The 22312-nt window shown below is 65.2% G+C and carries 22 protein-coding genes; 15 read left to right on the plus strand and 7 right to left on the minus strand.

From position 1 onward, the window contains the following. Window positions 1-80: 80 nt before the first annotated feature. From XI05_RS38375 to XI05_RS38395, 5 genes are all read left to right on the plus strand, one after another. Window positions 81-1604, plus strand: coding sequence for a sugar ABC transporter ATP-binding protein (locus XI05_RS38375; protein WP_271511558.1), 1524 nt, complete (start codon window positions 81-83; stop codon window positions 1602-1604). Then, window positions 1597-2637, plus strand: coding sequence for an ABC transporter permease subunit (locus tag XI05_RS38380; RefSeq protein ID WP_271511560.1), 1041 nt, complete (start codon window positions 1597-1599; stop codon window positions 2635-2637). Before XI05_RS38375 ends, XI05_RS38380 begins: the two co-directional genes overlap by 8 nt. 95 nt (window positions 2638-2732) lie before the next feature. Beyond that, a complete protein-coding gene (locus tag XI05_RS38385) occupies window positions 2733-3680 on the plus strand; it encodes an ABC transporter substrate-binding protein (protein ID WP_271511563.1) in 948 nt (315 codons plus the stop codon). A gap of 161 nt (window positions 3681-3841) precedes the next feature. Further along, window positions 3842-4309: a MarR family winged helix-turn-helix transcriptional regulator gene (locus tag XI05_RS38390; RefSeq protein ID WP_271511566.1), complete on the plus strand. Its 468-nt coding sequence runs from the start codon at window positions 3842-3844 to the stop codon at window positions 4307-4309. A gap of 46 nt (window positions 4310-4355) precedes the next feature. Then, window positions 4356-6071, plus strand: coding sequence for an FAD-dependent oxidoreductase (locus tag XI05_RS38395; protein WP_271511966.1), 1716 nt, complete (start codon window positions 4356-4358; stop codon window positions 6069-6071). On the opposite strand, the gene XI05_RS38400 is transcribed toward XI05_RS38395, so the two are convergent. The 3 genes from XI05_RS38400 to XI05_RS38410 all read right to left on the minus strand — a co-directional run bounded on the left by XI05_RS38400 (window position 6068) and on the right by XI05_RS38410 (window position 10370). Then, a complete protein-coding gene (locus tag XI05_RS38400) occupies window positions 6068-7603 on the minus strand; it encodes a glucosamine inositolphosphorylceramide transferase family protein (protein WP_271511568.1) in 1536 nt (511 codons plus the stop codon). The two genes, XI05_RS38395 and XI05_RS38400, sit on opposite strands and share 4 nt — an antisense overlap. 29 nt (window positions 7604-7632) lie before the next feature. Beyond that, the gene (locus XI05_RS38405; protein ID WP_271511571.1) at window positions 7633-8808 is read right to left on the minus strand and encodes a glycosyltransferase family 4 protein; all 1176 of its coding nucleotides are present in this window, start codon (window positions 8806-8808) and stop codon (window positions 7633-7635) included. 215 nt (window positions 8809-9023) lie between these two features. Beyond that, complete coding sequence (locus XI05_RS38410) at window positions 9024-10370, minus strand: lipopolysaccharide biosynthesis protein (RefSeq protein WP_271511573.1); 1347 nt, start codon at window positions 10368-10370, stop codon at window positions 9024-9026. Window positions 10371-10789: 419 nt separating this feature from the next. Between XI05_RS38410 and XI05_RS38415 the strand changes: the two genes are divergently transcribed. Continuing rightward, entirely contained in the window at window positions 10790-12007 is a 1218-nt protein-coding gene (locus XI05_RS38415) for an FAD-dependent oxidoreductase (protein WP_271511577.1), read from the plus strand. Between the two features lie 18 nt (window positions 12008-12025). Here XI05_RS38415 and XI05_RS38420 read toward each other — a convergent pair whose 3' ends face one another. Both XI05_RS38420 and XI05_RS38425 read right to left on the minus strand, forming a co-directional pair. After that, a complete protein-coding gene (locus XI05_RS38420) occupies window positions 12026-13162 on the minus strand; it encodes a GNAT family N-acetyltransferase (protein ID WP_271511580.1) in 1137 nt (378 codons plus the stop codon). A gap of 175 nt (window positions 13163-13337) precedes the next feature. Beyond that, window positions 13338-13460, minus strand: coding sequence for a hypothetical protein (locus XI05_RS38425; RefSeq protein WP_271511588.1), 123 nt, complete (start codon window positions 13458-13460; stop codon window positions 13338-13340). Between the two features lie 182 nt (window positions 13461-13642). Between XI05_RS38425 and XI05_RS38430 the strand changes: the two genes are divergently transcribed. Together XI05_RS38430 and XI05_RS38435 are read left to right on the plus strand one after the other, a co-directional pair. Continuing rightward, the gene (locus tag XI05_RS38430; protein ID WP_271511591.1) at window positions 13643-13903 is read left to right on the plus strand and encodes a hypothetical protein; all 261 of its coding nucleotides are present in this window, start codon (window positions 13643-13645) and stop codon (window positions 13901-13903) included. Between the two features lie 74 nt (window positions 13904-13977). Then, entirely contained in the window at window positions 13978-15267 is a 1290-nt protein-coding gene (locus tag XI05_RS38435) for a c-type cytochrome (RefSeq protein ID WP_271511594.1), read from the plus strand. A gap of 7 nt (window positions 15268-15274) precedes the next feature. On the opposite strand, the gene XI05_RS38440 is transcribed toward XI05_RS38435, so the two are convergent. Further along, window positions 15275-15574 (minus strand): hypothetical protein, encoded by a 300-nt coding sequence (locus XI05_RS38440; RefSeq protein ID WP_271511597.1) that lies wholly within the window; start codon window positions 15572-15574, stop codon window positions 15275-15277. 49 nt (window positions 15575-15623) lie between these two features. Beyond that, the gene (locus XI05_RS38445; protein WP_271511601.1) at window positions 15624-17594 is read right to left on the minus strand and encodes a 4Fe-4S binding protein; all 1971 of its coding nucleotides are present in this window, start codon (window positions 17592-17594) and stop codon (window positions 15624-15626) included. A 164-nt stretch (window positions 17595-17758) separates the two neighbouring features. Here XI05_RS38445 and XI05_RS38450 point away from each other — a divergent pair, with 164 nt between their 5' ends. The 7 genes from XI05_RS38450 (at window position 17759) to XI05_RS38480 (ending at window position 22307) form a co-directional block, all read left to right on the plus strand. Next, on the plus strand, window positions 17759-18499 hold the full coding sequence (locus XI05_RS38450; RefSeq protein ID WP_271511605.1) for a biotin/lipoate--protein ligase family protein: 741 nt from the start codon (window positions 17759-17761) through the stop codon (window positions 18497-18499). Next, window positions 18496-19035: a DUF6505 family protein gene (locus XI05_RS38455; protein ID WP_271511607.1), complete on the plus strand. Its 540-nt coding sequence runs from the start codon at window positions 18496-18498 to the stop codon at window positions 19033-19035. Before XI05_RS38450 ends, XI05_RS38455 begins: the two co-directional genes overlap by 4 nt. After that, complete coding sequence (locus XI05_RS38460; RefSeq protein WP_271511610.1) at window positions 19032-20039, plus strand: DUF6352 family protein; 1008 nt, start codon at window positions 19032-19034, stop codon at window positions 20037-20039. The genes XI05_RS38455 and XI05_RS38460 overlap by 4 nt, the downstream gene beginning before the upstream one ends. After that, on the plus strand, window positions 20036-20551 hold the full coding sequence (locus tag XI05_RS38465; protein WP_172784435.1) for a DUF3305 domain-containing protein: 516 nt from the start codon (window positions 20036-20038) through the stop codon (window positions 20549-20551). The genes XI05_RS38460 and XI05_RS38465 overlap by 4 nt, the downstream gene beginning before the upstream one ends. After that, the gene (locus XI05_RS38470) at window positions 20548-21159 is read left to right on the plus strand and encodes a DUF3306 domain-containing protein (RefSeq protein WP_271511613.1); all 612 of its coding nucleotides are present in this window, start codon (window positions 20548-20550) and stop codon (window positions 21157-21159) included. The genes XI05_RS38465 and XI05_RS38470 overlap by 4 nt, the downstream gene beginning before the upstream one ends. A 129-nt stretch (window positions 21160-21288) precedes the next feature. Beyond that, window positions 21289-22068, plus strand: coding sequence for a molecular chaperone TorD family protein (locus XI05_RS38475; RefSeq protein ID WP_271511616.1), 780 nt, complete (start codon window positions 21289-21291; stop codon window positions 22066-22068). Window positions 22069-22097: 29 nt separating this feature from the next. After that, entirely contained in the window at window positions 22098-22307 is a 210-nt protein-coding gene (locus tag XI05_RS38480) for a twin-arginine translocation signal domain-containing protein (RefSeq protein WP_271511618.1), read from the plus strand. Window positions 22308-22312: the final 5 nt, after the last annotated feature.

The following is a 22312-nucleotide window of genomic DNA, read 5'->3' on the forward strand; positions in this document are numbered from 1 at the left end:
CCCGCTTTTGTTTAATGACCAAACCGCGTTGCCGAGAAACGAGACGCGGGTGGGAAACGCATTGTGCGCCGGGAGGCACGATGAACGATCCGATCCTCGAGATGCGCGGGGTCTCAAAGACCTTCTTCGGCATCAAGGCGCTGCGGGCCGTCGATCTCACCGTCTATCCCGGCGAAATTCACGCCCTGATGGGTGAGAACGGCGCTGGCAAGTCGACGCTGATGAAGATCCTGTCCGGCGCCTACCGGCCCGATCCGGGCGGCGAGATTCGCATCGAGGGCAGGGCGGTGCGGATCGAAGGCCCGCTCGGCGGCCGCGCGGCGGGCATCTCCATCATCTACCAGGAGCTGTCGCTCGCTCCCAATCTCAGCGTTGCCGAGAACATCTATCTGGGCCGGGAGATGTCGCGCTCGGGCTTGCTGGCGCGCGGCGCCATGCGCGAGGGCGTCGGTCCGATCCTGAAACGACTGGGCGCCGACTTCCTACCCTCGACGCTGGTGGCGCATCTGTCCATGGGCCAGCGGCAGCTGGTCGAGATCGCGCGGGCGCTGCACGTCAGATCGAAAATCCTCATCATGGACGAGCCGACCACCTCGTTGTCGGCCGCCGAAAGCGAGCGGCTGTTCGCGCTGATCCGCCAGCTTCGCGCCGAAGGGCTTGCCATCATCTACATCTCGCATCGCATGGACGAGGTCTACGCGCTCGGCGACCGCGTCACCGTGCTGCGCGACGGCCGCCTGGTCGGTTCGCTCGACAAGCCTGAGATCCGCGCCGACACCATCGTGCGCCTGATGGTCGGTCGCGACGTCTCCTCGTTCTATAAGAAGGACCATGATCCCGAGGCGGGGCGGGGGCATCCCGTGCTCGCGGCGATCGACATGGCCGATGGCCAGCGCGTCAAGGGCTGCTCGCTCACCGTGCATGCGGGTGAGGTGGTCGGCCTCGCCGGCCTGATCGGCGCCGGCCGCACCGAGCTTGCCCATCTCATCATCGGTGCGTCGCCGAAAACCTCGGGCCGGCTCGAGCTGGAGGGGCGTCCGGTCGATATCCGCACGCCGGGCGAGGCGCTCGAGGCCGGTATCGCCTATCTCACGGAAGACAGGAAGGCGCTCGGCCTGTTTCTCGACATGTCGTGTCTGGACAACATCAACCTCGCCGTGCTCGGCCGCGACGCGAAGCTCGGCTGGTTTCTTGATCGCGACAAGGCACGCGAGCGCGCCGACCGCGCCTTTGCGGGCCTCAGCATCCGCGCCGCCAATGCCGGCGTTCCCGCCGGCGGCCTGTCAGGCGGCAATCAGCAGAAGGTGCTGCTGTCACGGCTACTCGCCATCGCACCGAAGGTCCTGATTCTCGACGAGCCGACGCGCGGCGTCGATGTCGGCGCCAAATCTGAGATCTATTCGATCATCGACAACCTCGCCAAGGCCGGCACCGCGATCCTCGTCATCTCATCCGATCTGCCCGAGATCATCGGCATCTGCGATCGCGTCGTCGTGATGCGTGCGGGGCACATCGCCGGCGAGGTCACCCGCGGCCCGAATTCGCCGCTGGCGCAGGAAGACATCATGGGGCTTGCCACGGGGATGGAGCATCTCGATGCCTGACAATGGTGCTGTGGGGGCGAAGCCGGCATCGACCACGACCAACGGCGCTGCCGCAGAAACAAGGCGCCAGCGGATGCGGATGCTGATCAGCGCGCTGGGCATGTTGCCGGTGCTGCTGATCCTCTGCATCGGCTTCAACGTGCTGTCCGAAGGCCGCTTCTTCACCGGACAAAATCTCGGCATCGTATTGCAGCAGGCCGCTGTGAACACCGTGCTCGCCGCCGGCATGACCTTCGTCATCCTCACCGGCGGCATCGACCTGTCGGTCGGCTCGATCCTGGCAGCCTCCGCGATGGCGGGATTGACGCTCTCCAAGCTGCCGGAGCTCGGGATGCTGTGGCTGCCGGCCGCGCTGCTCACCGGCCTCGGCTTCGGGATCGTCAACGGCGCGCTGATTGCGCTGCTGCGCCTGCCGCCTTTCATCGTCACGCTCGGCTCGCTCACCGCGGTGCGCGGCCTCGCGCGGCTGCTCGGAGCCGACACCACCGTGTTCAATCCCTCCATTCCCTATGCCTTCATCGGCAACGGCTCGCTGACGCTCATTCCCGGCGTCGCGTCGATCCCGTGGCTCTCGGTGATCGCCTTGCTCGTCATTCTCATCTCCTGGCTGGTGCTGCGCCGGACCGTGCTCGGAGTGCATATCTATGCAGTGGGCGGAAACGAGAGCGCAGCGCGGCTGGCCGGTATCAAGGTCTGGGCCGTCCTGATCTTCGTCTACGGCATCTCCGGACTTTTCGCCGGGCTCGGCGGCGCCATGCAGGCGGCGCGCCTCTATGCGGCCAACGGCCTCCAGCTCGGCCAGTCCTATGAGCTCGATGCGATCACCGCCGTGATCCTCGGCGGCACCTCGTTCGTCGGCGGCATCGGCTCGATCTGGGGCACGCTGGTCGGCGCGCTGATCATCGCCGTGCTGTCCAACGGGCTCATCCTCATCGGCGTCTCCGACATCTGGCAATATGTGATCAAGGGCCTGGTGATCATCGGCGCCGTGGCGCTGGACCGCTACCGGCTGCAAGGCTCCGCGAGAACGTGAGAGGCCGGGCGCGCAACGATGGCGCATGGCGTGAAATTCCGTTGCGGCAACTGGTCTGCCGCGCCGGGGACGAAGACAGACCAGGGAGGAAGTCCATGTTGAAGACGATCATGCTCGCCGGCGCCGCCATCGCGCTTGCCCTGACCACCACACCATCCTTCGCCAAGGAGCTCAAGTCGATCGGCGTCTCGCTGGGATCGATGGGCAACCCGTTCTTCGTCGCGCTGTCGAAGGGCGCCGAGTTCGAGGCCAAGAAGACCAATCCCAACGTGAAGATCACGGCCGTCGGTTTCGAATACGACCTCGGCAAGCAGGTCACCCAGATCGACAATTTCATCGCTGCCGGCGTCGATCTGATCCTGCTCAATCCCGGCGATCCCAAGGCGATCGGGCCGGCCATCAAGAAGGCGCAAGCCGCAGGCATCGTCGTCGTCGCGGTCGACACCGCGGCCGAGGGCGCCGATGCCACGGTGACCACGAACAACGTGCAGGCCGGCGAGATCTCCTGCCAGTACATCGTCGACAAATTGGGCGGCAAGGGCGACGTCATCATCGAGAACGGGCCGCAGGTCTCCGCCGTGATCGACCGTGTGGTCGGCTGCAAGAACGTGCTCTCGAAGAATCCCGGCATCAAGGTGTTGTCGAGCGACCAGGACGGCAAGGGCTCGCGCGAGGGTGGCCTCACCGTCGCGCAGGGCTATCTGACCCGCTTCCCCAAGATCGACGCCATCTTCGCCATCAACGATCCGCAGGCGATCGGCACCGACCTTGCGGCGCGCCAGCAGAACCGCAGCGGCATGATCATCACCGCCGTCGACGGCGCGCCCGATATCGAGGCCGCGCTGAAAGATCCGCAGTCGCCGCAGATCCAGGCATCGGCTTCGCAGGATCCGTTCTTCATGGCGCGGCGCGCCGTGCAGGTCGGTGTCGGCATTCTCAACGGCCAGAAGCCGGCCTCGACCGTCGAGCTGCTGCCGTCCAAGCTCGTGACCAGGGACAACGTCGCCGAGTACAAGGGCTGGACCTCGGATCGCTCGCAGTAAGGCATCGTCCGCTGCTGGAGACGTTCGAAGCATGAGAGATGACGGGCGGCGGTTTGATCGCGCCGCCCGCCGCCGATACCCTGCGTGCTCACCGGTAGTACGCAGCGATGCCTGTGCTAGCTTTCCACGATCTCGATCGGTCGATTCGGAAAGCAGATCCGGTGAAATCCAGGACGTCAGGCACGGCGTGGCGGCATGCCAATATCGGCCGCCTGCTCAATAACGCGGTGCGGCGCTTCGAAGGCCGTGTGCTCGAATTGATGAGCGAGCGGGGCCACGACGAGACGCGCATCGCCCATGTCAGCCTCACGCGCAATCTCGACGTGGAGGGGACGCGGCTCACCGAGCTCGCCCGCCGCGCCTCCATGAGCAAGCAGGCGATGGGCGAGCTGGTCGATCAATGCGCCGCGCTCGGCCTCGTCGATCGCATCGCCGATCCGACCGACCGGCGTGCGCGCATCGTCATGTTCACGCCCACGGGGCGCAAATGGCTCGACGCGTTCCGCGATGCCGTCGACGTCGCCGAGCGGGAGATGCGCGCCGAGCTCGGCAAGGCCACGATGGACGTGATCCTGAAGGGGCTCGCGGCGTATGGCACGGAGTTCGATACGCTCGACGATCCCGATTAGTCAGGCAACTTGACGAAATAGTCAGGTGACCTTACCATGTAAGATGATGCTGGTAGGGAGAAGCGTCTTGGAGACTCGTCTGACGGCCGCGGTGCTCATCGTGGGCGGAGGCCCTTGCGGGCTGATGCTGGCGAACGAGCTCGGCCGCCGCGGCGCATCTGCGATCCTGGTCGATGAAAAGCCGGGCACCGCCTTCAATCCGCAAGCCAATGCGACGCAGGCGCGCTCGATGGAGCATTATCGGCGGCTGGGCTTTGCCGACGAGATCAGACGCGAAGGTCTGCCCGCGGACTACCCGACCGATGTTGCCTATTTCACGCGCTATACCGGTTACGAGTTGGCGCGCTTTGCATTGCCGCCAGCCTCGCGGGCGGGCGAGCTGATCAAGGGCATGTCGGGCTCCTGGAGCGCGGCGGAGCTGCCGCATCGGGTCTCGCAGAAATATGTCGAGGCGGTGCTGCGCCGCCACGCCGAACGGCTTCCCGGAATCGAGCTCAACTACGGTCACCGGCTGATCGGCTACAGCGAGGGCGATGAGGGTATCGTCGGCGAAATCGAATGTCTCGACGATGGCAGCTGCTTCCGGGTCCGCGCCGACTTCCTGGTCGGAGCGGACGGGCCGCGCTCGATGGTCCGGCAATCGCTCGGGATCGTCTATGGCGGCGAGACCGGGACGCAGCGCGATTTCATGGGCGGCCGCATGCTGGCGGTCTATCTCCGCTCGCCCGATTTCTACGCGCGCGTGCCCCACGCCAAAGCGTGGATGTACAATTGCTTCAACGGCGACCGCCGCGCCTTCATGGCCTCGGTGAACGGCCGTGATGAATTTGCGTTCCACACGCAGTTGCGGCCGGGCGAGGACGAAAGCGCGATCACGATCGACGAAGCCAAAGCCGCGTTCCAGCGCGCCTGCGGTGCGCCAATCAATTGCGAAGTTCTGTCCTTCCTGACCTGGACCGCCGGTCACGCACTGGTCGCGAACGGGATGCAGCGGGGCAGGGTCTTCCTCGGCGGCGACGCGGCGCATCTGTTCACGCCGACCGGCGGGCTCGGCTACAACACCGCGATCGAGGATGCGGTCAATCTCGGCTGGAAGCTCGCAAGCGTCGTCAAGGGCGTGAGCCCGGCGGCACTGCTCGACAGCTACGAGGTCGAGCGGCGTCCGGTGGCGCTCCGCAACACCGATTATGCGCGGCGCTTCGCCGATTCGCTCGGCCTCTTCGCGCCGGCGCCGGAGATTGAGGATGCGACGGACGCCGGCCACGAAGCGCGGCGGATCGCGGGCGCCTATCTCGATCAGCACGCCCGCGCCGAGTTCAACATCCCCGGCGTCACCTTCGGCGGGCGCTACGACGGCTCGCCGATCATCGTCCCCGACGGCAGCGAGCCGCCGCCGGATGCCGCCAATGTCTACGTTCCCACCGCCTGTCCCGGCGGCCGCGCACCGCATGCTTGGCTGGACGACGGCATGTCCTTGTACGACCTGTTCGGATTCGAGTGGACGCTGCTCCAGTTTGGAGACGTCATGTCGGCCCATACGTCATTCGCCGAGACCATCCGCGCGATCGGGGCCGATGTAAAGCTGGTCACGCTGCCGAGATCGTTGCGCGATCTCTACGAGGCGGATCTCGCTTTGATACGTCCCGACCAGATCGTGGCTTGGCGCGGCAACGCAACGCAGACCGGAGCGATCGCGCGTGTGCTTGACCGCGCACTCGGGCGCGGTGAAAGCGAAGGCGCTGGGCTGGCAAGCGGCAGCTAGCGCGCGGTGGACGGATTGGTTCGCGCAGGTGACACGGCCGGCGGAATTGCGCTCGCGAAGAGACTGGTCTTGGGTTGGACGCGCGATCCGTCGATCAACTCGAGGCGGCCGCAGCGGTTCAGGGTATGCAGCTTCCTGCCGGGCCATGCCGGTCCGGGCTTCAGAGCGTGGCGGACGATCTGCTTGAATGCCGTCGGCGACAGTTCGACCACTTCCGCCAGGGCAAGCGCTGCGCCGTATCCGTCGGTGCAGTCCTGGACCGGTCGCCACAGCTTGTCATCGAGCGTGACGAAGTGTCCTGCCGGCCGCGTGCTTGCGCGGTCGATCAGGACGGGATTGCTGGCGTGGGGCAACCAGGGCCCCAACAGTCGATCGGCGTAGTAGATCGCCAGCGAATCCGAATAGCCAGCCGTTCCGTCGCGCCAGGCGCCAAACAGATAATAAAGGCCGTGGTGGCGCGTGATCGTGACGTCGGCCAGCTCGAGGCCGGAAAGGAGCGTTGCGTAACGCTCCCATTTGTCAGGAAACCGAACACATTTGTAGAGGGCGACGTCTCCGCGGGTCGAGCTCTCCGGGATCATCCAGAGCTCGCCATCGTCCTCGATCACGAACGGATAGGAGAGGTGACAGGGCTCCTCGAGCACCGGCATCACCTCGCCGACCGGCCCCGCGTCGCCGAACTCGATCGCCGAGATGATGCCTTTTCCGACGCGGTGATCGAGATCCTCGAAGAAGACGAAGGTCCGGCCCTGCCACGTGACGGGAAAGGGATCGGCATAGAAGTGGTTTCCAGGATCTCTCAGAACGTTCCAGCCTGGACCTGACAGGTCTCCGGTCTGCCAGACGCCCGCGCCGTCGTTGAAGCGCCATCCGATATGCCAATGCGGGGCATAGCAGCAGAGCCGATAGATCTCCTTGGCGATCGATACGGCAAGGCCGCGCGCGACGTAGCCAACCGCGCCGCGTCGCGAGCCAATTCCAGCGGGGTGCGGCAGCTGCGGCACGATGCGCGGCCTTCCCGACAGGATCGCCGCCAGCATGGTCAGAGTCCGCGCCATGACCGTTTCGAGCCCACCGCTGAGGCCTGCGGCAATCTCGCCGGACGGATGGCCGCGGTCGAGGACTGAGCCGTCGATCTCGTTGACGATCTCGATCACCGGCAGGTCGCCGGCGAGGATGGCGGCGAGCGCGGCATTTTCACCCGCGACGCCATTGAACAGCGGCCGGAGATACAGTCGGGCAGGGCTGGCCGGATCGCGCGGGGCACTCGTGAAATCGACGATCACGTCGGCCGTGCCGACGCTGGCGCGTGCTGGTTCGGAGCCGATCGTCAGCCTGTCGGCGCCGCTGTGCTTGCCCCTGTGCAACACCAGGCGCTCGAGCTCGAACAGGGCATCGAGACCCGCCGGCCGTGACTCCGCAGTTGCCGTCCATGCAACTTGCACCGGCACGTCCCGGCCGTCGACCGACAGCGTCCTGCGGTCCATCCAGCGTCGCGCGTACTCACGTTCACAGCGAAACTCGATGATCATGTCGAGCCAATCTGTTCCAGCGAATCAGGTCAAACGACCTGGTCGAGAATTCGGACGTATTCCTCGACCATGGCATCTACCGAATAGCGCAGCCGCAGGCCTTTGGCGTTTTGTCGCAGGTCATCGCGCAATTGCGTGTCGGTCAGCAGCCTCGAGACGGACGCGGAGAGCTGCGCATGATCGGAGGCATCGACGAAGAGTGCAGTCGGTCTGCCTTCGTAGGACAACACTTCGCGCAGGACGGGAAGATCGGTCACGACGGAGGGAACACCGGCGTTGGCGGCCTCGACGGCAGCCAGACCGAAGGTCTCGGCCTGGGTCGGAAAGACGAACACATCGAGACAGGCGAGGAAGTCCGCCATCCGGCCGGGAGGAATCTCCCCGAGCAAATGCAGACGGTCCGAGACGTTCAAGTCGTTCGCCAGTTGCCTCAGCCGGGCCTCGTCGGCTCCCTGGCCGGCGAGCGCAAGATGCCAGGACGGTTGATCCGGCAGCAGACGTATCGCCAGATCGAGCCGCTTGTGCGGATGCAGCCGTGCGGCGCAGCCAAGCAGGACGCGATCCGGCGGCAGATTGAATCGCTGCCGCGCCGCCTCCTTCGACAGGGTGAGGGCCTTGTCGTCGAAGCCGTGCGGCACATGCACCATGCGCGACCGGTAGGCCGCGGGGTAGTGCGAATATTCGCGCTCCATGTCCAGCGAATTGAGCGTGATGCAGTCGAAGAAGCCGAGGCTGCCCATGACGATGTCGGCGGTGCGGACCGGCCGGCTCATCGCCAGCGCGGATGAAACCTGATTGGCGACGACCGGTGCGCGGCTGACGAGGCGCGTGACGCCGGCGCCGATGACGTTGCCGAAATGCTGGAACGTCAGGACGGCGTCGGGCCTGGTGGATCTGATGTGGCGGCCGAGCGTCCACAGCATCCGCAGCAGCGCCAGCGGATTGCCCGGCCGGCTTGGCGCGCAGTAGAGCGTATCGGGCGGCTCGTCGAAGGAGTCCGATTTGCGGAAGAAGAACAGGTTGGTGACCCGGTAACCGCGCGCGGTCAGGCCGGCGCCGAGCAGCCGGGAGATCTCCTGTGCACCGGCGTTCTCGGCCTGGGTTTGCGCGAGAAGCACGTGAAGTTTTCGCCCATCGTCGTCCGGCCGCGCAGGTGCCGTCGCGCTCGTCTCGCCCAAGTCCTTGTTCGGCTGATAGTGGAGCACGGATCCCGACCCGCTAAAGAAAGGAAATCTTCACCTTCTTAACTCCGTACCTATCATGCGGGCGTCTCGCGGACACCGACTTGCAACAAACGGAGTTAATGCGAGGCTATGGCGACGACGTCGTTCGCGCAGCATTTCCGCTGGTTCCCGGCTGGCGCACAGCGGGCGCGTTAACCAATCGGTCCTGCGCGGATGACCCCAGCGGCACGTGACATCTAATCACGTGATTCCGCGCTGCGAACTGCGTAGTTGCCGCGCCTCGATGCAGGGAAGCGCAACAGCACGAGAACGGAAGGATCTACCCCGCTTCGCCGGCGACACAGGACGTTCAGCGCAATGGTCGCGAGCGCGAGCGACACGGTCGTCGAAATTGCTGCGCCAAGCACGCCGAGGAAGGGAATGAGGACGAGAAATCCGACGAGCCGCAGCGCGACGCTGGCGGCGACAACCGGCACATAGATTCGTTCATGGCCGGTCAGCTGCAGGATCGCAGCCGACGGGCCGCCCGCTGCCTGGATGGCGGTTCCGATTGCGAGCACGATCAGGACCGAATGCTGCTCGGCGAAATGAGGTCCGAACAGGTTGAGGAGATAGGGGCCGCCGATCCAGATCGTGGCGAGACCGGCGACGACGCAGAGCGCAGTCACTTCCGCCATCAAGCGCGAGGTCCGCTCGAACTCCCTGTGGTTCTTGCTGAAATACAGCGACGGGAGCCGGCGCGCCCCGAACGTGTAAAGTGCCGCGGAAACCATGGCGAAAATGTTGGCGAGGCGCGAGGCGGCAAAGTAGATTCCTGCGGTCGTCGGATCCAGCATCCAGTAGACCAGAATGACGTCGAGATATTGGTTGGCGACTTCGAGGATCGATGCGATCCAGAAGTGCAGGGCACTCGATCGCCAGCGTGACGTCTCGGAGCGCGCCGGCGTACTGCGCAGATCCGGCAGCACGCGGGCGACGGATACGATCTGCGCAACAAGGCCAACCGACATGGCGATCGTCATCGCCGCGAACATCTCGGCCGGATCGAGTTGGCGATGGGCGAGCAGCATGACGAGCAGGAACAGGACGACGATGGCCCGCCAAAGGAACTCGCGGTTTCCTTCACCCATGAGAATGCTGACCAGCGAGCGCGCGATCTGGCTGCCGAGCATCAATCCGGCATTGACGGCGGTGTAGGCCGACACCGCGAGGATCAGCACCCACCAGTCGCCTCTCATGCTCGCGGCGATCGCGATGCCGCCGATCACGATCAGCATTGCGAGCGAGGTGATCTTCAAGCTCGATTGGAGGACGCCTTTGGTGAGGTCCGGCCTTTCGCCGACCTGATATTCGTTCAGGAATCGCACCAGCAAGGATTCCTGGCCGACCAGTCCCACGACGGCCGCGATCTGCGCCACCGAAAGCCAGGTCGCAAAGATGCCGAAGCCGTCAGGCGACATCGTCCGCGCCGCCAGCGAGAACAATGCGAACGCGAGCACGCCGCTGCCAACCTTGAGCAGGATGGTCCCGACGACACCGCGCGTGACGTCGCGCCGCATGAACTGGAGGATGGATGCGATCATGGAAGGGTTAAGGGGCTGTGCTCCCCTGACGGGACATGTTCCGATACCGCCGGCAATCTAGCATGTCGAGAAATCGCGAGTGTTAATGGACAAGCTGGGGGATTTCGGCGCTCGCGGCGATATCGCGGTGATGCCATTGCTTCGTTCTGGAACATCGCCGTCTCCATTGTCCTGGTTCTGCAAGTTCAGGCCCGCGCGACTGCCGGCATTTGTAGCGCATCGACGACCGAGAAGACGAGATCTGGCGCTCGCGTGCGGAATGGATTCGACGCAGCAAGACGCGTGCCGCGGCGAGGCAGCGAACTCGGCGCGTCCGGTCGTTAACCTCAATCTCAGGAAATGTTCGCACTCGGCCCTGCGATGCGACATCAGGCGAGAGAATTGCACTGCAGACGTCGTTGATCGTGGGAGCCGGAGCCATGACGAGACCCGTGACCGAGCCAGTCGATGGAGGCGAGAGCGCAACCATCGATTCGGACGTCGCCATCGTCGGTGGCGGCCTTGCGGGATCGCTTGCGGCGGCCGTGCTGGCGCGGGCAGGGCATCGCGTCGCGCTCGTCGACAAGCGGGCGGTCCATCCGGACGAGTTCCGGGTCGAGAAGATCGGCGGCCATCAGCTGGAATTGCTCCGCAAGCTCGGCTTCCTCGACGCGCTCGAAGATGTCGCGTGCCGATATGATCGAGTGCTCAACATCCGCGAGGGCAAGGTGGTCGATATCAGCGTCGGCCAGGCCTACGGATTTCCCTATGCCGATCTCGTCGCCATGGCACGTCGCCAGATTCCCGATCCCGCCAGCCTGATCGTCGACGAGGTCACCGCGATCGGTCCTAGCGACGACGTCCAGCATGTCGAGCTGGCCTCCGGACGGCGCGTGAGGGCTCGCCTCGTCGTTCTGGCCACGGGCATGGCGGGAGTCCTGGGCTACAAGCTCGGCATCAGGCGGCGCGTGCTGGCCGAGCGCCATTCGGTGTCGTTCGGCTTCACGATCGCTCACAAGGATGGCACCCCGTTCGATTTCGAGGCGCTGACCTGTTATGGCGAGCGCACGGCGGATGGCATCGACTATCTCAGCCTGTTTCCCGTCCGCGCCGGAATGCGTGCCAATCTCTTCATGTTCCGCGATCCGACCGATCCGATCATGCGCGAGTTGCGCCGCGAGCCGGAGGCCACAGTCTTGCGTCTGCTGCCGGGGTTGCGGAGCTATCTCGGCGATTTCCGTGTGACCGACCGGGTCCAGAACTGGGTGATGGATCTGACCGTCGTCGAGGGGCATCTCCAGCCCGGAATCGTGCTCATCGGCGATGCGTTCCAGACCAATTGTCCCGCGGCTGGAACAGGTGTCGCCCGCCTGCTGGTGGACGTCGATCGTCTTTGCACCGAATATGTGCCGCAATGGCTCATGACCGCAGGCATGGGCCTGGACAAGATCTCGCAGTTCTATTCCGATCGCGACAAGATCGCGGCGGATCAGCAGTCGCTGAAAATGGCACGCTTCCGCCAGGCGCTGACTTCGCGCAACGATATCGGCTGGGACGTGCGGCGACGGTTGCACTTCCTGCGGCGCAGTCTTGCACACCGCGTCGATCAGATGCACCCGGGCTGGCTTGGGCGTGTCCGCGGCGCGTTGCGCGCCTGAGCTCTGCGACCCCGTCCGTCAGCGCGTCGGCCTCGGAGTGTGGGCAGGCTGAACCTTCAGATCCGAGAGCCGCTTGGCCGCCAGCTTGAGCCAGGGCGCCTGCTTCAGCCCGAAGAGTGCGATGGCGCCTACGGCGCTGCCGGCCTGCGTGACTTCCCACACCGGCGAAGGCTGTGCGCCGAACGATTTCTTGTATGGCTCGTCGCCGATGGTGAAGTCGAGCATCTGATCTCCGCGCTCGATACAATCCCGCGCCACCTGTTCGAACATCAGCGCGCCGATGGACTGGCTCTTGTAACCGGCAATGTCGAAGGCGCTCATGATGACGAGGAAGCTGCCGCGGTGGCACAATCCGAGCACGGCGGCGATCACTTCGCCGTCCATCTTCATGGCATAGAGGCGGACGAAGGAGCCGAGGCCGCGAAGGGCGACGTCGGAATAGAAGCCGTAATATTCGGGACGCTGCAGCAGGTCTCCGTCGCCTTGTGCATGAAAGCGCGGGCCGCGAAACTTCCTCATCACGTCCATCGCCTCGAGCACGGCGGCGCTGTCGCCGCAGCATGCGAAGCTCAGCGCGCCCTTCTTCTGCAGCTGACGAGATTTCTTTGCGAGCTCCTTCTGGTAGGAGCGATCCATCGCACTGGCCCGCCATTGCTCGTACGGCGCGACCAGAACCGTGGCGTAGGCATTGGTGTTCATCGAGACGCGGCGGGACGTCGCCAGGAGATCTTCGATCGGGAGCCGTCCGTCGGGCAGCTTGGCCATTCGGAGCAGATCGAAGGGGCGGACAAGGCGGCGAATCTGCGCGCATGCAGCCGCATCGTGGAGCAATCGTGAGAACACGTCCGGGCTACAAACCGGTGCCAGATAGTCGGAAACGCGGAGATCGGCGAACTCGACGGTTCGTATCGGACCGCGCCGGATCCGAAGCAGGGGCAGCACCATGGCAAGGGCGCCGGTGTCGCGGTGGCGCACCACGACGGCCAGAGCTGTTGCGCCCGCTTCGGGCGCGAGCCTGGCGTAGAGGCTATGCAACCAGAGCGGATGCTGGAACGCAGTGGCAGCCGAGCGATCGAACAGCTCGGCATAGTCCGGAGACAGAAAGTCGAACGACGGCTCGATGGCGATGTCGAAGGTGTTGCTGAGCTTGTTCATGAGCAATCAAGAAAACCGGGTCATTCGCGAGCGTTGCTCGAACCGTAGCTGCGCTTATAGCAAGGGCGTTACAGGTCAGACACCGGCACTACGCGATTTGCGCCAATGCGTTCAACCATGCTGGTAAGGTTACCAAATTCCTAAATGATCCCGCTCAAGCGCGAGCGAGGGCTGCTCAGAGGCGCACCCCGGTGGTCGCAAACGCCTGCGCGGCGGGCTCCTGCATGCGATTGAGGATCACCATCCCGGCAAGCGCGATCACGACGGCCGCGACGCAGCCAAGCAAAAAAGCCTTCATCCTCAGCCTCCCTCGGTTGGACCAGGCCATCTATACGACAGGGCTTGCGGCGAGCAAGCCGGTCGCGGCGATCGCCGTTGGAGCGGAGGATTCCGCGAGCTCGCTGTTGCGCTGCACGATTCGGAACGGATGCAGGTCTTGCAAGTTCTCTGCAAGCCTGGTGAGCGCATCGGAGGCCTTGCGTGAAATTACCGAGAACGATCCTGTGCTTCGCAGCACTTTGTTTTGTCGAGGGTGCGCTGGCCCAGCCCGCCCAAACCAACTCGTCGGCGACGCAAACGCCTCCCGAAGACAAGGGCAAGCTCCAGCCGCAAGGTTGGACGGGCCCGATCAATACCGGCTCGGGCGGTGCGCCGCCCGAAAGTCCCCAGGGCCAGAGTCCCCCTGGAATGCAGGCTGCGCCGGAGGGCTCGTCCAAGACCACGACGGCACCGGCCAAGTAGACCGTTTCAGGATATTCATTTCCGGTGCCTCTTCTGGCAATCTCGAAAGGGTGAATGTCAGCAGGCGGCCAGGAATGAACAGATCAGCTCTGTGCACGAAGGTGGCCGCAGTGCTGTGGGCCCTCTTTGCCGCATCGTCGGTGCGGGCCGACATGGTCGGACACGGCGGCCCGATACGGTCTCTCGCCATTTCACCCGATGGCGACAGCCTTCTGTCCGGCAGCTTCGACACGGCCGTGATCCGCTGGTCGCTCAAGACGGATACTGCCGAGCAAGTGCTGCGGTATCATGCCGACAGCGTCAATGCCGTCGCGTTTCTCAAAGACGGCCGCATGATCACGGCCGGTGCCGATGCGCGCATTGCGGTATGGACGGCGGGCCGGCCGGAGCCGGACCGGGTGCTGGAGGGACATGTCGCACCCCTCGCGGCGCTCGCGGTATCGCCCGATGGGACGCTTCTCGCATCGGCGTCATGGGACCGGACAGTGCGGCTCTGGTCGCTGTCGGACGGCACATCCCGCGTGCTCGAAGGGCATACGCAGAACGTCAACGGCGTCGCTTTCCTGCCCGACGGCAGGCCCGCCAGCGTCGGCTACGATCTTGCGCTGCGCATCTGGCGTTTGCCGGATGGCCGGCCTGACATCGTGACGTTGCCGGCGCCGCTGAACGCCGTGGCCGTCGCGCCGGATGGCGAAATCGTCACAGGCGCCGTCGATGGCAAGCTGCGCATGCTGACTGCGGACGGCAAGGTCAGCGGCGAGGTCGTGGCCGGTCCGACACCGGTGGTGGCCTTGGCCATGTCGGCGGATGGCGCGCTGATCGCTGCGGCCGGCATCGGCGGCACAGTGGCGATCATCGATCGCAAGTCGCGCAAGCTGCTGCGCACGCTGGTTGGGCCCGGGCTGCCGGTGTGGGCGGTCGCCTTCCTCCCCGATCGCGAGACACTGATGACGGGTGGTGCGGACGGCAGGATCAGGCGCTGGAATGCGCGCACCGGCGATCCCATCGGTTCAAGTCTGATCGGCACACCGGCCGATCCGCTCGCCGCCTACGCCGGCGATCATGGCGCCGATGTGTTTCGGGCATGTGTTGCCTGCCACACGCTCTCGGACAAGGAGGTTCAGCGTGCGGGTCCCACGCTTGCGGGACTCTACGGCCGCAAGATTGCTTCGCTGCCGGGATATCGCTTCTCCGATGCGCTGAAGACGATGGACATCGTCTGGACGCCGGAAACGGTCGCACGATTGTTCGAAATCGGGCCGAATGCCTACACCCCCGGCACGAAGATGCCGGAGCAGCGGATCGGCTCGGCCGAGGACCGACGCGCGCTCACCGAGTTTCTGGGCCGCGCGACCTCGCGCTAACATCCGCTCAGATCGAGTCCCAATTGTCCATCGGGAAATCCCTCATTTCCGGATGCTCCTTGAGGATCTGAATGACGTCGATCGTGGGGTGCTCCCTGAGCGCTTCCGCCACGCAATGGTTGACGTATTTCCGGCGCGACAGCCACGCGATCTTCTTGCCCTTGGCTTCGGCCTTGCAGGCGACGATCGCCTGCTTCACGGCCACTTTCTGCGCCTTGGTCAGCGGCGGCGCGGCAGCTTCGGCCGCTCCGCCGGCGATGGCGATGAAGATCATGGACGTCGACAGAGCTGTGATCAAACGAGACATGGTGATGCTTCCTGGTTTCCGACCCTGCGAAGATGTCTGTTCGTCTTGTTTAGTCCTTGCCGTTGCGTTCGCGGCGATAATCATCCGTCGTTCGCGGCGGCGTTCGCTCCGGAACGCCCTTGAACGGATCGAATTGCTGTTCGCTCATGACCACGACGCGGCAGTCCGCGCACATCCTGAGCGCCTCGATCCGCATGTCGCCGGCCGGGTACATCCAGTGCCGGCCTTCGAGCTTGGCCGCGATGCGGTCGATCGTGCTCTTGACGCCGAAGGGCGTGCCGCAGCGGACACAGAGCGCGGGCTCCTCTTCCTTGATCACAGCGGCGGGCGCGCGCGCCGCGCGGAAATCGATCTGCGGCTTGAGGCTGATGACCTTTTCCGGACAGGTGCTCTGGCACAGGCCGCACTGCACGCAGGCGTCCTCGACGAATTTCAGCACCGGCCGCTCGGGATCGTCGCGCAGTGCGCCGGTCGGGCAGGCCGAGACGCAGGAGAGGCACAGCGTGCAGCCATCGGTGTCGACGGCAATTGCGCCAACCGGCGCACCTTGCGGCAGCGCGATGACGTCGACCGGCTGCGGCGCCAGCCGATGCAGCTCGCTCAGGGCGAACCGCAACAGATCGCGCCGCTTGCCGACGGTCTTGAAGGTTGCCGGCGTCGGGACCGCGGCGAGCGCGCCGATATCCTTCAAATGCTGGCCGAGCGCGTCGGGATCATCGGTTTCGATGGTGGCGAGGCGGCGGCCCGCAAATCCAAGGCCGCCGAGGATCGCATCGGCCATCGCGATCGTCTGCGTCAATCCGGTCACGTCGTGGCGCGGCTTGCCACGGAGCAGGAAGCGCACGGCGGAGACGCCATACGCGAAGGCGCCGACGATCGCCTCCAGCCCGACCTGCGTGAGCTCGTTGACCGCAAAGGGAAGCACGTTCGCCGGCAGGCCGTCGCCATGCCGCGCCAGTGCGTCGATCAGCGGCGTGCCGTGCGGGCTGTCATGAAAGAGCAGCACCGCATCCGCGCCACCGGCCTCGCGATAGGTGAGCAGCATGGCGCGAAGTCTCTGGAGCTGCGTATCGGCGGGCGGCAGCGCGTAGGAGACCGCGCTGGTCGGGCAGGCCGCCGCGCATTGGCCGCAGCCCGCGCAGATGTTCGGATCGATGGCGACATGATCGCCGACCGGCGTGATCGCCCCGGTCGGGCAAAGATCGAGACAGCGATGGCAGCCCGTGCGCTTCGAGCGCGAATGGGCGCAAAGTGCAGGCGCAACCTCAACATATCTGGGCTTGTCGAAGCTGCCGACGAGATCGCGCGCGGTCAGCACGGCGCGCAGCACCGCGGCGGGATCTTTCGCGTCGGCGCGGAGATAGCCGTCACGCAGGTCGTGGGCGGGAAACAGTGGCGGACCGCCGGAAAGATCGAGCACGATATCGCAGCGCGAAGTGACGCCGCTTCGCGGCGGTTCGAATACGAAGCGATCGCGCGAGGAGGGGCGGGGACGCGCATAGTCGTCGATTGCAAGCTCGAACGCGCCGAAATGTCCCTTCGCGGAGCGGATCGTGCCCTTCACGATCGGGAACACCGTTGCCGTCGGCGGAACTGTGTCATCGAGCTGCTTCAGCATCACCGTGACGTCGAGGTGATCGGCAAGCAGGCGGCCGGCCTCGATCGCGGCCTCATCGCGCCCGTAGATCAGGATGACGCCCTCGCTCGACAAGGTGACAAGCGGATAGTCCGGGGCGGGGATGGCGGCGGATGCGAGCAGGGCAGCCATTTTTGGCCCGGCGCGCGCGCCGTCGCGGGACCAGCCGGCCGTTTCGCGGATATTGACGAAGCTGATCGCGTCAGGCCGCTCGCCGGCCTCGTCCGAAAACTGCGCTGCCTGCTGCGTGCAGGCGACCGTCAACACGCCTTCTGTCGCGGCCATCTTGCGGAATGATTCGAGCTCCGCTCCGCAGAGGTGGCGAAAGCTCTTGACCTCACAATTCGGGCATCCGCGCCGGATCGCAGCCACGTCGAGGGGCATCGTGTCTTCGCACGAACAGATCAGGACGGTCTTCGACGGCTGCTCCAGGTTAACCCCTCCGCCATTCGGACGCCGACGACGGACTCGCGCCGGCCCTTCGCCTCGTATAGACATTATCCATCGGGAAGAAAAGGAAAGCGGAGGACGGCCTGCCGTCGATCCCAGTGAGCCATGTTTCCGCGGCGGAACCGATCCACCTGCCGCCGCCTTTCACATTGGTGCGGTTGCGCGAGAGCGGCGATGCTTTTGCCCATGCATGCCGCATCGCACCGGAGAGCGGCGCCGGAACGCTCGTCTATGTCGGCCGCTTTGACCTCGCCGAGTTCGCCGTGGTGCTCGAGCCGGCCGAGCCGTTGCGCAGCGCGCGGCGCGCGTTCTACGCCGGCATGGTCGCGCTGACCGATGCGCTTCGCGCCTATGCACCGCCGAGCAAGCCGATCACGATCGGCTGGCCGGATGCGGTCAGGATCGACGGGGGGCTGGTCGGCGGCGGACGGTTGGGCTGGCTTTCCGGAGCTGACGAGGACGCGCCGCCGCCCTGGTTGGTGTTCGGCGCCATGATACGAACGGTTGCCATGAACGATGACGATCCAGGCGTCCATCCGCTGGCCTCGGCGCTCGACCAGGAAGGCTTTGGCGAGGCGGGCGCGGCGCAGATCACCGAGAGCTTCGCCCGGCACCTGATGCTGGCGCTGGACGGCTGGCGGGTCGACGGCTTTGACAGTGTCGCACGCGACTATCTCACCCGGATGCCGCGTGAAAGGCAGACGGTGCAGCGCATCGATGATCGCGGCGACCTCCTGACGCGCCGCATCGGGACGGAGAGGATCGAACGGAGCGACCTCGTCCGGGCGCTCGCGGCCCCGTCCTGGCTCGATCCGGCCCTCGGAGGACCGCGCCTGTGAAGCTCCTGCGTACCATCGCGCTCGATCCCTCCGACACCTTCGTGTTCGACGTGGCGGCAGAGCCGGGCGAATGGGCCGTCTCCGGCGCTTTCCGCTTCTGGGATTGCGATGGCGCGAAGCTCGAGGGCAAGGCACGCGCGGCGTTTCGCGGCGGTTTCCTCGGGGTACAATCCTGGGGCTGGTCGACGCTGGCGCAGATCGTTCCGGCGACGGCAGACGATTACCACGGCCTGGTCGATCTCCTGGCGAGGCAACTCGTCGACCGTTTCGGCGCGCCGGACATGGCGGCGGCGAAAACGGCTGCGGAAGAGGAGGTCGCTTTCGCGCAGTCGCTCTGCAGCCATCCCATCAGCTCGCTTATTGCAGTGCACCGCACGTCAAGCGACGGTGAGGTCCGCGAGTCGTTCCGCCGGCTGCAGCTCCGGGAGGGGCAGGGGCATAGCAAGGCGTTCTCGTTCATGGAGATGGAGGACGACGTCCAGCCGGACGGCGATCTCAGGCTTGCGGATCTGGGCCGGGAGCCGACCGACAGATGAACGATTTCTGGATCGCCTGTGGTCATCACCTGCTCGATCGCGACGAGGGCGGCGGGCTGCGTGTCACGGACGAATTTCTCAAAGCCTATTTTGCCCGTCCCGAGCTGATGCCGCCGGACGAGGCGTGCCCGGTCGAACGCCGGCTGCATCGCGAATTGCTCGCCGACCCGCGCCAGGCGGTCAGCTCCGGCGAGATCGCCGCGATCCTCGATGCGGATGCCCGGGAGAATTGGCAGTTCGTGCTGGCGTTCCGCGATCTTCTGCTGCGGCATCCGACGCTCGAAGCCGCCTATCTTGCCTGGGTGCGCTCAGGGGCGAACGATCTGCCGCCGCTGTTCGTCAACCAGCTCGTGCACGTCATCCTGCGCAACGCGCTCGATGGCTGCGACGACCCCTTCGTGCTGCGCGCGGCCGAACTGTTCTTTCGGACCCAGCGCATCCTGCCACATGAGCACGCTTTGTTGCTGGGCGACGAGGAGGTCGTCGGCGGCCGGAGCCCGACCCCGGTGCTCTCGCTGATGTCGATGCTCGGCGCCACCACTGATGCGGTGGTGGAGGTGTTGGGCGAGGAGAATGCCGAGGCCTATTGGCACCGCAGCGACCAGTTCGACATGGCTCTCGACCTGACCGCGGACGGCCGCGGACCTTTGGCGCTGGCGCAGGCGATGACGCGCTGGGTCTCCCATCTGCTCGGCATCGACGTCGTGATCGAGCCGCTACGGGCGCTGCGCGAGGCAAAGCTGACCTGGTATGTCGGGCTCGATGCCGATGCCACGAGGCTCGGCGACCGTCTGTGGCACGGCGAAGAGCTCGGCGAGCGCGACGCCGATCGTGTGCTCGCGCTGTTCCGGCTGACGTTTGCGGATTCCGGCCGTGCCCTCGACGAGGTCGGGGATGAACCGGTCTACCTGATCCTGTCGATGACGGCGGATCAGAAGCTCCGGATGAAGCCACAGAATCTGCTGACCGGGCTGCCGGTGAAGCGCCGGGAGATGGCGACATGAGCCCTGCGGCATTGCCGTCCCTCTCGATTGCCGTCGGCGTCGTGGTCGAGCGGCGCAAGGCCGACTCGCCTTGGGTCGACTTCATCTGGCGCGGAATTGCCGTCCTGCCGGACGAGCCGTCGACGCAACCCTGGACCGTGCTTCGCGAGCAGGACGGCACGACCCTGTTCTATGCCGGAAGCGCGACCATCGATCTCTATCCGTCGGAAACGGCGCGCTATCGCGACAATCTCGCCTCCGGCCGTCCGAGCATCTGGATCGTGCTGTCACCCTCGGAGGGCGCCTGGCCCTATGCCGTCACCGCAGTGACCGCCGATCCCGCCGAGGGCGAAGGCTATACCGAAGCCGCCGACAATCTCGTCGAGGCCGTGCCGATGCCGGAGGTGCTGCGCGAAGCGATTGAAAGCTTCGTGGCCGAGCACCATGTCGAGCGGGAATTCGTCAAGCGCAAGCGGCGCCGTGCCGACCCGGAGGCGCTGGCGCGGCGCGAACATGAAGGCGGACAGGAATGAGTGAGGAGGACTTCCTTGCGCGTTGGTCCCGCCGCAAACAGCAATCGCGAGCGGAGCCGGCGAAGCCTGCCGCGGCGCAGCCTGCGTCGCCATCGGAAACCAAAAAGGACGAGACGGAACTCGATCTGTCGAGTCTGCCGTCGATCGACGAAATCAATGCCGCCACCGACATCACGGCCTTCCTCGCCAAGGGGATTCCTCGCGACTTGAGCCGTGCGGCTCTTCGCCGCGCTTGGGCGACCGATCCCGCGATTCGCGACTTCGTCGGGCTTGCGGAGAATGCATGGGACTTCAACGACCCGACGGCGATGCCGGGCTTTGGCCCGCTGGATTGCTCCTCGGAGGAGCTGGCAGCACTGGTCGATCGGATTGTCGGCGGCGTGCGGGAGGCGGCCCAGTCTCTCGCCGAGGCATCGATCGAAACGGGAAATTCTCCGGCGGAATCGCGTCAAGCCGATGCGGGACTTGCTGCCAATGTCGTTGAGCCGCCGGATGAGACGGAGCAGCAGGCAATCGCTGCTGCAGTGCAACCGCCAGTGGGTGAAACATCTGCGATTTCTGCGGAACCCGTCAGGTCCCGCACGCATGGCGGTGCACTGCCGCGCTGAACCACGACCAAAGGCTATAGGTACAGGCTATGGCAGGCGATTGACCGTTGCTGGAACCGAGATTACGCTGCCTACTGCTTTGTAACAAAAGCGATAATCAAGCAGACGGGACTTGGATGGGAGGTCCACGTGCGTGATGACGGACTTGATCGCGCGATCGATGCTGCGGGCGGCATCGCTCAGCTTGCACGCAAAATAGGCATCAGTCAGCCGTCCGTGTCGAATTGGACCCGTGTGCCCGCACAACGGGTGGTTGCGGTCGAGATGGCGACCGGCGTTTCCCGAAACGATCTGCGGCCCGATCTTTACGGCGAGCAAGCCGGCTCCGCCGAGCTCGTCGATCCCATCGACGCGGCGCGCGCGCGCGAATACGCGCTGCTGGCGGTGCTGCTGTCTGCGCCTCCGTCGAAGCGCCTGCTCGATCAACTCGCCGCGTTGAGCGGTGACGCGACGCCGCTCGGGCGCGCGCATGCGGCGCTCGCCGACGTCGCCTCGAGTGCGGTCCCGGCCAACGTCGAGCGGGAATATTTCGACCTGTTCGTCGGGCTCGGTCGTGGCGAATTGCTGCCCTATGCCTCCTATTACCTCACGGGCTTTCTCAACGAACGGCCCTTGTCGCGCTTGCGCGGCGACCTGATGACGCTCGGCATCGAGCGTATCGCCAACAATTCCGAACCCGAAGATCACGCCGCCATCCTGTGCGAGATCATGTCGGGCCTTGCCGATGGCCGCTTCGATGCCTCGCCCGAGGCGCAGCGTGCCTTCTTCGAAAAGCATGTTTCGCCCTGGATGGGGCGGCTGTTCGCCGAAATGGAGAACTCGGGAGATGCCCGTTTCTATCGCGCAGTCGGTGCGCTCGGCCGCACCTTCATCGAAATCGAGACGGAAGCATTCACATTCGCCAGCTGACCGAGGCGCCTCGGTCCGGGAGAGATGCGATGAGTGACGAGACGAAAGCAAAGGTCGGACGCCGCGATTTCCTTCGCAAGGTCGGCTTGGGCACGGCCGGTGTCGGCGCGACGCTTGCGACGCCCTTGGTTGGTGCCGCCCAGGCCGACAGCGAAAACAACGATGACAAGCGCAAGGCGCGCTACAAGGAATCCGATCACGTCAAGACGTTCTACCGCGTCAACCGTTATCCGGCTTGAGAGGG

It is taken from the genome of Bradyrhizobium sp. CCBAU 11357, assembly GCF_028128865.1.
Lineage (GTDB): Bacteria > Pseudomonadota > Alphaproteobacteria > Rhizobiales > Xanthobacteraceae > Bradyrhizobium.

Bases quoted from the DNA above. Each gene is read 5' to 3' on its own strand.
- XI05_RS38375 (WP_271511558.1), top strand. From the start codon at position 81: ATGAACGATCCGATCCTCGAGATGCGCGGGGTCTCAAAGACCTTCTTC.
- XI05_RS38380 (WP_271511560.1), top strand. From the start codon at position 1,597: ATGCCTGACAATGGTGCTGTGGGGGCGAAGCCGGCATCGACCACGACC.
- XI05_RS38385 (WP_271511563.1), top strand. From the start codon at position 2,733: ATGTTGAAGACGATCATGCTCGCCGGCGCCGCCATCGCGCTTGCCCTG.
- XI05_RS38395 (WP_271511966.1), top strand. From the start codon at position 4,356: ATGCTGGTAGGGAGAAGCGTCTTGGAGACTCGTCTGACGGCCGCGGTG.
- XI05_RS38400 (WP_271511568.1), bottom strand. From the start codon at position 7,603: ATGATCATCGAGTTTCGCTGTGAACGTGAGTACGCGCGACGCTGGATG.
- XI05_RS38410 (WP_271511573.1), bottom strand. From the start codon at position 10,370: ATGATCGCATCCATCCTCCAGTTCATGCGGCGCGACGTCACGCGCGGT.
- XI05_RS38415 (WP_271511577.1), top strand. From the start codon at position 10,790: ATGACGAGACCCGTGACCGAGCCAGTCGATGGAGGCGAGAGCGCAACC.
- XI05_RS38420 (WP_271511580.1), bottom strand. From the start codon at position 13,162: ATGAACAAGCTCAGCAACACCTTCGACATCGCCATCGAGCCGTCGTTC.
- XI05_RS38425 (WP_271511588.1), bottom strand. From the start codon at position 13,460: ATGAAGGCTTTTTTGCTTGGCTGCGTCGCGGCCGTCGTGATCGCGCTT.
- XI05_RS38435 (WP_271511594.1), top strand. From the start codon at position 13,978: ATGAACAGATCAGCTCTGTGCACGAAGGTGGCCGCAGTGCTGTGGGCC.
- XI05_RS38440 (WP_271511597.1), bottom strand. From the start codon at position 15,574: ATGTCTCGTTTGATCACAGCTCTGTCGACGTCCATGATCTTCATCGCC.
- XI05_RS38445 (WP_271511601.1), bottom strand. From the start codon at position 17,594: ATGCCCCTCGACGTGGCTGCGATCCGGCGCGGATGCCCGAATTGTGAG.
- XI05_RS38460 (WP_271511610.1), top strand. From the start codon at position 19,032: ATGAACGATTTCTGGATCGCCTGTGGTCATCACCTGCTCGATCGCGAC.
- XI05_RS38465 (WP_172784435.1), top strand. From the start codon at position 20,036: ATGAGCCCTGCGGCATTGCCGTCCCTCTCGATTGCCGTCGGCGTCGTG.
- XI05_RS38470 (WP_271511613.1), top strand. From the start codon at position 20,548: ATGAGTGAGGAGGACTTCCTTGCGCGTTGGTCCCGCCGCAAACAGCAA.
- XI05_RS38480 (WP_271511618.1), top strand. From the start codon at position 22,098: ATGAGTGACGAGACGAAAGCAAAGGTCGGACGCCGCGATTTCCTTCGC.